At 37.7% G+C, this 13,570-nt stretch carries 8 protein-coding genes and 1 riboswitch; of the genes, 4 read left to right on the top strand and 4 right to left on the bottom strand.

The genetic code is table 11. The annotated features are described in order from the left end of the window. Positions 1-5: 5 nt before the first annotated feature. The 4 genes from QRY57_RS25555 to QRY57_RS25540 all read right to left on the bottom strand — a co-directional run bounded on the left by QRY57_RS25555 (position 6) and on the right by QRY57_RS25540 (position 6,852). The gene (locus QRY57_RS25555) at positions 6-1,217 is read right to left on the bottom strand and encodes a NupC/NupG family nucleoside CNT transporter (protein ID WP_026594005.1); all 1,212 of its coding nucleotides are present in this window, start codon (positions 1,215-1,217) and stop codon (positions 6-8) included. 403 nt (positions 1,218-1,620) lie between these two features. Beyond that, positions 1,621-3,315, bottom strand: a complete 1,695-nt coding sequence (locus tag QRY57_RS25550) for a C40 family peptidase (protein ID WP_286016431.1) — start codon at positions 3,313-3,315, stop codon at positions 1,621-1,623. A 209-nt stretch (positions 3,316-3,524) separates the two neighbouring features. Continuing rightward, positions 3,525-4,409: a D-amino-acid transaminase gene (locus QRY57_RS25545; RefSeq protein ID WP_026594007.1), complete on the bottom strand. Its 885-nt coding sequence runs from the start codon at positions 4,407-4,409 to the stop codon at positions 3,525-3,527. Between the two features lie 514 nt (positions 4,410-4,923). Then, a complete protein-coding gene (locus QRY57_RS25540) occupies positions 4,924-6,852 on the bottom strand; it encodes an LTA synthase family protein (protein ID WP_286016430.1) in 1,929 nt (642 codons plus the stop codon). Positions 6,853-7,556: 704 nt separating this feature from the next. Here QRY57_RS25540 and QRY57_RS25535 point away from each other — a divergent pair. The 4 genes from QRY57_RS25535 (at position 7,557) to thiC (ending at position 13,532) form a co-directional block, all read left to right on the top strand. Then, a complete protein-coding gene (locus tag QRY57_RS25535; RefSeq protein ID WP_026594009.1) occupies positions 7,557-7,922 on the top strand; it encodes a YkvA family protein in 366 nt (121 codons plus the stop codon). Between the two features lie 15 nt (positions 7,923-7,937). After that, on the top strand, positions 7,938-8,432 hold the full coding sequence (locus QRY57_RS25530) for a metal-binding protein (RefSeq protein ID WP_286016429.1): 495 nt from the start codon (positions 7,938-7,940) through the stop codon (positions 8,430-8,432). 384 nt (positions 8,433-8,816) lie between these two features. After that, positions 8,817-10,478 (top strand): L-lactate permease, encoded by a 1,662-nt coding sequence (lldP, locus tag QRY57_RS25525; RefSeq protein WP_026594011.1) that lies wholly within the window; start codon positions 8,817-8,819, stop codon positions 10,476-10,478. An 844-nt stretch (positions 10,479-11,322) separates the two neighbouring features. Next, positions 11,323-11,438: riboswitch (TPP riboswitch) on the top strand. A 333-nt stretch (positions 11,439-11,771) separates the two neighbouring features. Next, positions 11,772-13,532, top strand: a complete 1,761-nt coding sequence (gene thiC, locus QRY57_RS25520; RefSeq protein ID WP_286016428.1) for a phosphomethylpyrimidine synthase ThiC — start codon at positions 11,772-11,774, stop codon at positions 13,530-13,532. The last annotated feature ends 38 nt before the right edge of the window (positions 13,533-13,570 follow it).

Here is a 13,570-nt window from a genome sequence, read left to right as displayed (position 1 = left end):
GTTTATTATAAGAACATCATACCTGCAACAGCTGCGTTTAAGAAGTTCGCTAGTGTTCCAGCGATTACTGCTTTAATCCCTAGCTGTGCAATTTGTTTACGGCGAGAAGGGGCAAGTGTCCCTGTCACACCTAATTGAATTGCGATAGAAGAGAAGTTTGCAAAGCCGCAAATTGCAAATGTTAAGATCATATTTGTTTTATCAGACAGCTCTGCCATATGTGGTCCTAAGTTTGCGTAAGCAACGAATTCGTTGATTGCGAGTTTTTGACCGATGAAACCAGCAGCTTGTACAGCTTCGTTTGGTGAAACACCGATTAAGATGGCAAATGGTGATAATAAGTAACCAAAGATTAAATCAAGGCTAAGTTTAATATGGAACCAAGATCCAACCCAGCCTAATAGGCCGTTTAATACAGCGATTAATGCGATGAACGCCATTAACATTGCTGCAACGTTAATAACAAGCTGCATACCTTCAGATGCACCGCGTGCTGCTGCATCGATAACGTTAGCATCTTCACGCTCTGTAGAAAGTTGTACATTGTTATCTGGTTTTTCTGTTTCTGGCATAATTAGTTTTGAAATTAATAAGCTTGATGGTGCTGCCATAATTGCTGCTGCTAATAAGTGCTCTAGCGGAATTCCCATTGCTGCATAACCGACAAGAACCGATCCAGCAACAGCTGTCATACCGCTTACCATAATTGTGAAGAATTCACTGTTTGTTAGACGTGTTAAGTACGGTTTAATTAAAATTGGTGCTTCTGTCTGTCCTAAGAAAACAGTTGTTACTGCATTTAAACTTTCTGCTTTAGAAGTTCCAAGAAGTTTGCTTAATGCACCACCAACGATACTAACGAATTTTTGCATAATACCAAAATAATATAAGATTGCTACTAATGAACTAATAAATACAATTGGAAGTAGTGCTTGAATTACGAAGACGAAGCCCCAAGGACCTTTTGCGTTTACTAAATCCCCAACGACGAATTTAATTCCCTCATAAGAAAAATTGATTAAGCCTTGAACGCCGTCAGAAGCAACTTTTAAGCCAGCTTTTCCAGCATCCCATCGTAACACGATGAAAGAAAACGTAATTTGTAATGCTAGCGCGATTAAAATTGTGCGCCAATTTATAGCTTTGCGGTTGGAAGATAATAAGAAAGCGATTGCTAAAACTCCAATCACGCCGCCAATTCCCCATAAAACATTCATACAGTGTAAATCTCCTTTCTCATAGTAAAAAAGTGTACATAACAGATGTCTATACTCAACGAAAATAGCATCTTAAGTAACGTATCATACCGGACATCAGAGGTCAAACGTCTACCGAAAAGTTTAAATAGAAAGAAAATTGTTTAAGAAAGCACATATCAATCTTATAGAGGTTATGTTATTTAGGGGAATATATTCATTATTATAACGTTATGAGCTGTTTTTATAGAATATAGTGCATGAAATAAGGGGAGAGAAACATATTTGTAGAAACACCAATAGAAAAAATAACAAAAAACCTTTCTTTTAGGATAGGAGAGAGGATCCGGCCATGGATAGAAGCTTTTATATTAATCTATAAAAAAGAGCCTTCTAGTATTCTAGAAGACCCTGAAACTATGATTTAAGGTGCTTTTGTATATCCTAAGAGGTGGCTGCTCCAATAAGAATTATTTACTGAAACAATTTTTACGCCTTTGTCGCCAGCTTGAATGAATGATCCACCACCAAGGTAAATACCCATATGCGAAGGACCCGGCTTATAAGTGTTTTGGAAATAAATTAAGTCACCTGGTTGTGGATTTGAAGTCTTTGGTAAGCTACTCCAATATCCCGCAACGCTTTGACGGCTAATGTTATGACCGAATTTGTTATATACATGGAAAATATAACCACTACAGTCAACGCCATTAGCAGAAGTACCGCCCCATACATATGGTACACCTTGCATTGATTTTGCATATGCAAGGATAGAAGACATATCGCCACTTGTGTTACCTGTATTGTTATTATTTTGGTTATTATTATTGTTATTTTGGTTGTTATTGTTGTTAGGATTATTGTTTACAGCGCCACCAACTGGTGTTTTAGATAGGTAGCGAGTTCCTACATAGCCAGTGCGACCGTTGTAGTTAATTTTGCTCCAGCCGTAATGTTCAGAAATAACTTGTACTTTTTGGCCTTGTGGAAGAGCACCAATTACGCTGTAATTTGTACCTTCGCCGCTGCGTACATTTAATGCGGCTACGTTAATGTAGTATTCGCCAACAGTTGTTTGTGGTTGCTGTGGTTTTTCGGGTGTAGTTGTGCCGCCTTTAACGAATGTCACATACTTGCTGCTCACATAACCCGTTTTACCGTGATGATTGATTTTGAACCAGCCATTCTCTGCGCCAATTACGTTTAATGTTTGCCCATTTAATACGCCACCAAGCACACCATGGTATTCAGCTGGACCTGTACGAACACGTAAAGATGTTGCGTTAACAACGTAAGTACCATCAGTTCGAACAGTTGTATTGTTATTTTCTTGCTCATTGTTACCTTGGTTAGTATTGTTACTAGAACCGCCTTTTGTTACGTAGTTTTTGCTAATATATGCTGTTTGTCCTGCGTAGTTAATTTTGAGCCAATCTTGAACTTCGCCAACAACTTGTACAACTTGTCCTTTATGAACAGATCCTAAAACTGTATGAGAAATACTAGGGCCTGTACGAACACGAAGGGAAGATACGCTCACAGTATAATTTCCGTTTGCAGGTTTAACCGCTGTTCCATTATTTGAAGAAGCACCAGATACAAATTCTCCGCTTACATAACCTGTTTTACCATTATGGCTAATTTTAACCCAACCATTTTCTTCACCGATTACGTTTAATGTTTGTCCCTCGTATACACGTCCCATAATAGAACTAGAAGGATCTGGGCTTGTGCGAACACGTAATACGTCAGCAGTAACTTTGTTTTTACCACCTGTGCTTACGTTTGGTTTTGCACCATTTTTGGATACAAATTCTCCGCTTACATAACCTGTTTTACCATTATGATTAATTTTAACCCAACCGTTTTCTTCACCGATTACGTTTAATGTTTGTCCCTCGTATACGCGAGAGATGATGTCGTGAGAAGTACTGGACCCTGAGCGCACGTGTAGTACGTCAGCAGTTACTGTGTAGTTTGAATTGTTTTGTGGTGCAGCTTGAACAGCTTGTGCAGCAGGTTTCTGAGTGTTTTCAGGGGCAGCTTGAACGCTATCTAATGTCGGGGCTGCGCCTCCCGCTACAGACACTGCCGCAAGACCGGCAAGATATTTTTTCATGTTTTGTCGATTCCTTTCTGTCTGTGATATAGTGATGAAATATTTACCAACTGTTAAAAATTCTAAAAGGCATGTCGATTACTGTCAAGGTTTATGCGGGAATCTGAATATGTCAAAAGTATTACAAAAAAAATCAAGGTGTATTCTTTACCTTGATTTTAAATGAAAACACATATATTAATGTATAGTTAATATGACATCGTCCGTGTTTAAGGTAATGAGATGTTAGAAGTTGAAAAGCTCTGCATAAATGTTTTTTGTAGTAATTTGGTAATTCGTCCAACTTGGCCATCTTGGATAGCAGTTCCATCAAGATGCGTCATAGGTAAAACTTCTACAGTTGTTCCTGTGAAGAAGCATTCGTCAGCATTATAGACATCACGAATGCTGAATAGTCCTTCTTGTACAGGAAGTTGTAGTTTGTTTGCTAAAGAGAGAATGTATTGGCGGACAATCCCGTTTAAAATTAAATGGTTGGCAGGGTGTGTATAAAGAATCCCTTTTTTTACTAGGAAAAAATTCGAGCAACTACCCTCTGTAACAATTCCATTACGCACGAGAAGGGCTTCTTTACACCCTTTACGTTCTGCTTTTGTGGCAGCCAGTATATTTGGCAATAAATTTAAGGATTTAATGTCACAGCGGAGCCAACGTGTATCAGGTTCTGAGATAGCACGTACTCCATATTCAATCCATAAAGCGGGTCGTTCTTTTTTGGAGATATAAGCATAGATTGTTGGGGTTACATCAAAAGAAAATGTGTGTACACGATGTTGTACTCCTCGAGAAACTTGTAAGTAGATCGTACCATCTTCTTGGAATGTATTATTTTCAAGTAATTTGTAAAGCAAGGTAATAAGTTCTGCTTTAGAGCAAGGTAATGTTAATTCTATTTCATCCATTGAACGGTATAATCTTGTTAAATGTGGGTCTAATAAATGAATGTTTCCTTTGTAAATACGAATTACTTCATAGACCCCATCTCCAAATTGTAAGCCGCGTTCTTCTAATTGTATGTACGGCTCTGTTTTATTTGTATCAATAATTTGATCATTCCATAATACAAATCTTTCGTACGCCATTTTACTTCCCATCCTTTCTTAATTGTTTGAATGATGAGTGGTGAATCGTTTGTAGGTGATAGTTGTAATAAAACGATTGGTGAGGATATTCCATTAGCGGAAGATGAAAAAATGATAGAATTTCCACCTTAATGCATTTCGCATATATCAATTCGTAAATGAGAAATAAGAATCCTGCTTTTTAGAAATAAAAAAAGCGACATTCATATAGAATGTCGCATAAGGAGGGTAGCTCATTTCATAGGGATATTGTCTTGGCATAGCCTAGAAAGGTAAATAGTAAACCGATCGATCGGCTTTACTAAGACAATGAGTGTTACTTCAAAGTAACACCAAAGGCATTGTTACACAAATGATTCTGTTACTCCCCCAAGGGGACTTTTCACAAAGCTGTGAAATGATAGGCGGGGGATAGGCAGAACATTGTTTACAAGTTTTATTATAGAGATGTATTATGAATTTTATGTAAATATTTGGTGAAGATTGTGTAATTTTATCATACAAATGTAGAAAAAAGACGCTGAGATTACTCAGCGTCTTTTTTGTCTTCTTTAATAGCCGTTTTTACTTCGCCTGTTTTAATTTTGTTACTTTCAGAGAAGCGGAGTAGGTCGCCCTCAATGAGTTTATCAGACATGCGCAGTTCATTTTGTGCACGATCAATCATTGCTTGAGCTTCTTCTTTTGGTACTTCTACAACTTCGCCTGTCATGCGATCATAGAATGTAGTGTTTGTGTACATATATTTTTCTGTTATAAAGCTTCCATCGCGAAGAACAACGAATGATTTATAATCTGGTGAGAATACATCATGACCAAAGCTAATGTCATTGCTTGAATCAACACCAAGTAAGTTTAGAATTGTTGGTTTAATATCAATTTCACCTGTTGGTTTTGAAATTGTTTTACCTTCTTTTTGACCTGGAACATGAATGTACATCGGTGTACGTTGTAAGTTCATATGATCAAATGTTGTAATTTCTTCTTTGCCTAAGAATTGTGCCATTGCGCGGTTATGGTTTTCAGAAATACCGTAATGGTCACCGTAGAAGACGATAACAGAGTTATCATATAGCCCTTCTGCTTTTAGGCGTTCAATAAAGTTTTTCAGTGCTTCATCCAAGTAACGAGCTGTTACCATGTAACGGTCAAACACTCCGTCACCAGAGTTGTAAGGTTCGATTAATTTTGTGCTATCGTCATACGTAAATGGATAGTGGTTGGTTAAACTAAGGAAGCGAGTATAGAATGGCTTCTTCACTTGTTTTAACATATCCACTGATTGATCAAAGTACTCGATATCTTTTAATCCCCAGTTTAACTTTGTTTCTGGTGTGATTTTGTAGTCAAGCTCATTATAGTAACGATCGTAACCAAGTGCAGGATACATGATGTTACGGTTCCAGAATGTTGCGTTGTTTGCGTGGAATACAGCTGTGTAATACCCTTGCTGACGCAGAATTTCTGGAGTTGCAGTATATTCGTTATTACCATGTGTAAAGAATACAGCACCGCGGTCTAACGGATATAGAGATGTATCTACTAAGAATTCAGCATCCGATGTTTTCCCTTGTCCAGTTTGATGGAAGAAGTTATCGAAGTAATAACTTTCCTTTGCAAATTGGTTTAAGAATGGTGTAACTTCTTGACCATTTACTTGTGCACCAATTAAGAATGTTTGCAAGGATTCAAGAGAAACAACGATTACGTTTTTCCCTTTCGCAGCACCAAACATATTTGGATCCGGTTTCGTTTTGTTTGTTTTCACATAGTTTTCTGCTTCTTGTAATTTGCTACCATCAGCAAATGCCTTTTGTGAACTTGATTTTGCTTGTAAGCCAAGATCGTATAATTGGTGAGTATATAAACCTAAGTTTTTTACAAGCATAACGCGGTCAAATGAACGTGTTAATAGTTCTGGACGCTCAGTTTCTGCAAGACCTAAGTTTGCAAAGAAAACAGCGATCGTTGATACGAAGTATAAAGAACGCATTGGACGTGATACGCGCTCAGTTCTTGCAAAGTTCTTCTTTTTCTTTAATAGAACAGAGAAGATGATAATATCAGCAAATGCAACGATGATTTTGTAATTAAATAGTTCTTTCACACTAGAACCGAGCTGTCCGAAGTTGGATGTTTGCCCAAGTACCGGTAAAGTAACGAAGTCATTGTAGAACCCGTAGAACATTACGTTACCAACAAGAACGATTGTTAAAATAAAATCAATTCCAAGTGCTATATAATTACGTTTCTTTCCTTTTGCGAATAATGCAAGACCCACAAGCAGTAATGATGCTGCTAATGGACTAATGAATAAGATAAATTCTTGCATGAAAGATTCAAGTTTCAAATCAAAACTTGTACGCGTTATGATGTAAGTTTTTAGCCATACAGCCAAAGCAACGAACAAAGTAAAGCGCACATTAAGAAATTGTGACTTTAAAGATTCCTTCATCCATTTCCACCCTTTCTCTATCAGGCTTGGTCGATTTTTGAGCGAAAAGTGCTAAAATAAAAAATACATAGTTTTCTTGGCCATGAGTAGAGGTTTCTATATCTCTCATATACGACTTTAACTATGCATACCCTTTTGGTTTCCTGCCATTTTGTTTGTTGATACATAAGTATAACGTCATTTTTGTATTATACAACAAAATTCAATTCTTAGAAACACTATAACATTTTACATTTTTTGTATTTTTTATTGTTGCTGCCAGAGAAAACTTTAACATTGGTTTATATGCTCGTCAACTAGAAAATATAACAAAGATAATAAAGAATAGTAAGAGAAATAGAACATTATATATTGAGAAATATTGAAATCCACTTTCTTTTTAGAGAGGAGAGAGCATCCGCCTGAGCGTAGAAGCGGTTCAGCCCGATGCCAAGTTTAAAACAAAGTGAGGGAAAGAGAGTAGGTTTTCTTTTGTTTTCATAGCTGTGATTTATATGTTAAAAACCTTACTAAAGTTAGAATTAATAGAGGGAAATAGTTACGAACACTTGTTCTTTTTGCTATTGTCTGTTACAATAAGTTTTCATGGATCGGTTATGTGTATATTTGATGAACTTTTTATTGACTAATGAGGCTGTTTTTCTTTTTGAAGGCGTATTTACTTTTTGCGTATAATAAAAAAAACAAAACATGGGGGCCTTTATATGGAACGGAAATTTTCAGTTGAAGCGTTTTGGAATAAAGTGAAACATGTAGCGAAACAAGCGGGACAATCGGTTATTTATGCGAGCTTATTGCTGTTTTACGTTATGCAAAGACCGGATGTTCCGAAGCGAGTAAAGGCAATTATTATTGGAGCACTCGCTTACTTTATTGCGCCGATTGATGCGATTCCGGACTTTTTCGCTGGAATTGGTTATACGGATGATTTAGGTGCTTTAATAGCTGCACTTTTGCAAGCATCTATGTATGTAAATGAAGATGTAAAAGAAAAAGCACGGATAAAGTTAGTGGATTGGTTTGGTTCGGATATAGACACATCGTTTATCGATCAAAAGTTAGATCAGTAAGTGAGGAAGTGTACTATGCCATCAGGAAAAACACATACGAAAATAAACTTACTTTCTCTTCCGATCGTTTTGTTTATGCTTGTTTCGTATGGACTAACAAATTTTGATTTTTTACTCACTTTTGCCATAGGATTTTTAATTGGCACGTTTTTCTTAACACCAGATTTGGATATTCATAGTAGCGCCTATAATAAATGGGGGTTGCTTCGTATTTTTTGGTATCCGTATCAATGTGTGATGCCACATCGTTCTTTTTTGACGCACACGCTAGTAATCGGGGATCTTATTCGTATATTGTATATGCTTCTCGTCTTTTCTCCATTCCTATACATATTAAATAAAACGGTATTAGACGGAAGGTTGCTCGAGATTGCAAAGGAATATGATGTTGCTTTAACAACATTTGTAATTGGAGTCATTGCTGCGAGTGCACTTCATATTATAGCGGATCGATTGAACACGCGCCGGAAAAAGCTTATAAGGCGAAAGAAGAGAAAACGAAGAAGATAAGGCACTTGCAAATTGCGAGTGTTTTTTCTTTTTTATTATGTAGAACGGAATATAAGACTTTTAATCAAACGTTTGTTTAAAGTGAAATGCATTGATATGATATTCTTTTTTTTCATTAATCAAACGTTTTTTTAAAAAATGAAGGAAGAATGAAACTTACTTTTTTTCCTATTTATAAACGTGTAATGAAACGAAAAATAATCAGAAAAATCTTTTTTAAAAGAAAATGATATGGTAAAGTATAAATATAGTTAATGAAAACGTTTTCCGAAAACGTTTTCCGAAAACGTTTTTTATTTTAGGTTTAAAGGTATGATGACCAGGTAGTCTATTGATAGGACTATAAGAATCTTAAAACAGGGGATTACAGAAGGGGAGAGGACAATGGGCACATGGACACAAGTTTACGATCCGTTCGGTAACATTTGGATTTCTGCAGCGGTAGCACTTATTCCAATTATCTTTTTTTTCTTGGCTTTAGCAGTTTTTCGTATGAAGGGTTATGTGGCAGGATTTATTACGGTTGTATTGACAATTCTAGTTGCGCTATTTGCGTATAAAATGCCGTTTACAATGGCGATGGCTGCAACCGGATATGGATTTTTATATGGATTATGGCCAATTGCATGGATTATTGTAATGTCGGTATTTTTATATAAAATTTCAGTAAAAACAGGACAATTTGATATCATCCGTGCATCCGTACTATCGATTACAAATGATCATCGTTTACTTGTTATTTTAATTGGTTTTTCATTTGGTGCATTTTTAGAAGGGGCAGCAGGATTTGGCGCACCGGTAGCAATTACGGCAGCACTTCTTGCTGGTCTTGGTTTAAATCCGCTATATGCAGCTGGACTTTGCTTAATTGCCAATACAGCACCAGTAGCGTTTGGAGCAATGGGGATTCCGATTACAGTTGCGGGGCAAGTAACGGGTATTGATCCTCACAAAATCGGCCAAATGGCTGGGCACCAATTACCATTCTTATCACTATTTGTTCCATTCTTTATCGTATTTTTAATGGATGGCTTCAAAGGTATAAAACAAACATGGCCTGCGTTATTTGTAGCAGGTAGTTCATTTGCAATTACACAATTTATTACAGCAACGTTTTTAGGGCCAGAACTTCCGGATATTACATCAGCGCTTGTGAGTTTAATATGTTTATCGTTATTCCTAAAAGTATGGCAGCCGAAAGAAATCTATCAATCTAATCAAGAAAATAATGAAGTGGCAGCAGCAACGACAGTTGCATCTATGCCGAAATTAACAGCAGGAAAAGTTGTAAAAGCTTGGTCACCATTTATTATTTTGACAGTGATGGTAGTTATTTGGAGTCAAAGTTTCTTCAAAGCGTTATTTGCTCCAGGTGGGGCATTAGAAAGTCTTGTCTTTAAGTTCCAAATTCCAGGTCTGCACAATTTAGTAATGAAAGCAGAGCCAATTGTAAATAAACCAACACCTTATGAGGCGATATTAAAGCTTGATGTCTTGTCAGCAACAGGAACAGCGATTTTAATTGCATGTATTATTTCTATCCTTGTACTAAAAATGAGTGCAAAACAGGCTGTAGAAACATTTGCAGAAACATTACAAGAATTAAAGATGCCGATTCTATCTATCGGTTTAGTATTAGGATTCGCATTCATCGCAAACTATTCTGGTTTATCGTCAACACTTGCGTTAGCATTAGCGGGAACAGGTGGATTATTCCCGTTCTTCTCACCATTCCTTGGTTGGCTAGGTGTATTCTTAACAGGATCAGATACATCAGCAAACGCACTATTCTCCAACTTACAAGCGATTACAGCGCAGCAAGTTGGTGTAAAAGAAGTACTGCTTGTTGCGGCAAATACAACAGGTGGTGTAACGGGTAAAATGATTTCTCCGCAATCGATTGCAATCGCGTGTGCAGCAGTAGGACTTGCTGGAAAAGAATCTGATTTATTCCGCTTTACAGTAAAACATAGTCTATTCTTTGTAGTGATTGTTGGGATTATGACATATGTACAAGCCTACTATTTAACGTGGATGATACCGTAAGCTTTTAGGTGGGTATAAGCCGTCAACTTAACACAAACAAGCCAGGTGCTGAAAGCACCTGGCTTGTTTCATAACCTTAACTAAATGGTTACGCTGAGAGACTATTCATCCTCGGATGAACACTCTCCCAAGTTTATTAACTCCCCTATAAATAAGTATGCTGATAAAAAGAATAAAATTTAAAAAGAATTCGTCGCCCGCGTCCTCATCTTTCCAGTGAACTTCAAACAGCCAACCGATTCCGTAATTGGCAACAACCCAGATAGAAAATAATGTCCAGAAGTGCATCCAACTGCCCCCAAACAGAGCAGAAAAAAAGGCCATAATTGACGTGCCTCCAAACCAAAAGACAAAAATAATACATATTGCGCAAAATATAAACCTGAAGATAGACCCCAAACACCCCATTATAATTTCACTCCTGATCTAAACTATACTTGATATATGTGCATAAATAATATGACTAATTTTTTATGTGTTTTGACTTTAACTGAATTGTTCTTATAAATAAAATATATAAAAATAGTAATTTTTAGAAAATTATAACACGAAACCGTATTATAATCCGTGTAATAAGTAGAAATCTCTATTAATTGTAGACGGATGATATGATTTTATTTGAACATGAATAAGTTTTGGCTCCCACCTCAAAATTTAGCGGAAACAAAGAAGCTAGGTGATAGATCAACTGCCCATAAGAGCCCGATTGGTGAGGGCTAATAATCATTGGTTCTATCAGGTATATCGATTAGCAGACAAAAAAACGATAGATAAAAATTGCAACTCATGCCTTTGCATTTTTCTGATTATCGTGTATGATGGGAAAGTATTGAAAATTAAATCAGTGATAAACTAGGGGTGCCTAAGTGATGCTTAGGCTGAGAGAGAAGCGCGATAACTTCTTAACCCTTTGGACCTGATCTGGCTCGTACCAGCGTAGGGAAGTTAACGGCTTTACATAACTATGTCTTTATGAGCCAGGTCCTTGTTTTACTATGGATCTGGCTCTTTTTATTTTGGCATGCGCTGGCCACTAGTTCTTGTCCTTGTCACAAGTAAGGCGAAAGCGGCTCTTTCAGAATGGGAGGGGGATGGAGTTTCAGCCGAAGAGGTGTGTTTTACCTCAGTTGAAGAAACGAAGCCAACGATCATTCTAGCCGCTCAAGCTGGATCTTAAGTAAACCGAAAGCGGCAAAACGTCGCTGAAGTGAGAATCGAGTTGCACAGAAATTGGCTCAAGATTCGGTGCAAGTTAGATTTGCCTGAAATGATAAAGGGGAGGAAACACAAATTATGAAGCAATCTGTTTCAGCTGAACAAATTGAATTGAAGTCGAGTTTACCAGGGAGTAAGAAAGTTTATGTTGATGGGCCGCATGAAGGTATGAAAGTACCAATGCGTGAGATTGAACAAAGTGATACAAACGGTGTACCAAATCCACCAATTCGTGTTTATGATACGAGTGGTCCGTACACAGACCCTAAGTACAAAGTAGAGCTAGAGAAAGGAATTCCATCGCCTCGCCGTCGCTGGATTGTTGAGCGCGGAGAAGTGGAAGAGTATGAAGGACGAGAAATTAAGCCGGAAGATGATGGTGTGAAAGTCGCATCTAATCATACACCTGTGTTCCCGCAAATGGATCGTAAACCACTTCGCGCAAAAAAAGGAGCAAATGTAACGCAAATGCACTATGCTCGTAAGGGGATCATCACATCTGAGATGGAATATGTTGCGATTCGTGAAGGGGTAGAGCCTGAATTTGTACGTAAAGAGATTGCAGAAGGACGCGCTATTTTACCAGCAAACATTAACCACCCAGAAGCAGAACCGATGATTATTGGCCGCAATTTCCATGTGAAGGTAAATGCGAATATCGGAAACTCTGCTGTCTCTTCTTCCATTGCAGAAGAAGTAGAGAAGATGACATGGGCAACTCGCTGGGGCGCAGATACCATTATGGATTTATCAACAGGGAAAAACATTCATACAACTCGTGAATGGATTATCCGTAACGCTCCTGTACCGGTTGGAACAGTACCAATTTATCAAGCGCTAGAAAAAGTAAATGGAATTGCTGAAGATTTAACGTGGGAAGTATATCGTGATACGTTAATTGAACAAGCGGAGCAAGGTGTGGATTACTTTACAATTCATGCAGGTGTGCTGCTTCGTTACATTCCAATCACTGCAAAACGTACGACAGGAATTGTTTCACGCGGTGGGTCCATTATGGCGCAGTGGTGTTTATTCCATCATAAAGAAAACTTCTTATACACTCATTTTGAAGAGATTTGTGAAATTATGAAACAATATGATGTTTCTTTCTCTTTAGGAGATGGATTACGTCCAGGTTCGATTGCAGATGCAAATGATGAGGCGCAATTTTCTGAGCTTGAAACGCTTGGTGAGTTAACAAAAATTGCTTGGAAGCATGATGTTCAAGTTATGATTGAAGGGCCAGGTCATGTACCGATGCACTTAATTAAAGAAAACATGGATAAAGAGCTTGAGATTTGCCAAGGTGCACCGTTCTATACACTCGGACCTTTAACAACGGATATTGCACCTGGTTATGACCATATTACATCTGCGATTGGTGCAGCAATGATTGGTTGGTTTGGCACAGCAATGCTTTGCTATGTGACACCGAAAGAGCATTTAGGTTTGCCGAACAGAGATGATGTTCGTGAAGGGGTTATTACGTATAAAATTGCGGCGCATGCGGCTGACCTTGCGAAAGGACACAAAACAGCGCAGCAGCGTGATGATGCACTTTCAAAAGCTCGTTTTGAATTCCGCTGGCGCGATCAATTTAACTTATCTTTAGATCCCGAACGCGCAATGGATTTTCACGATGAAACATTACCAGCAGAAGGGGCAAAAACAGCTCATTTCTGTTCGATGTGTGGTCCGAAGTTCTGTAGTATGAGAATTTCACATGACATTCGTGAGTATGCAAAAGAAAATGATTTAGAAACAACAGAAGCAATTGAAAAAGGTATGAAAGAGAAAGCGGAAGAATTTAAAGAAGCGGGTAGTCACTTATATCAATAATTGAATTTGAGATGAGGCTAAGAGTGCCCGCGGATAGC

Origin of the sequence: Bacillus arachidis (assembly GCF_030285945.1) — a bacterium.
Taxonomy (GTDB): domain Bacteria; phylum Bacillota; class Bacilli; order Bacillales; family Bacillaceae_G; genus Bacillus_A; species Bacillus_A arachidis.
This window is presented reverse-complemented; position numbering and strand designations above follow the sequence as displayed.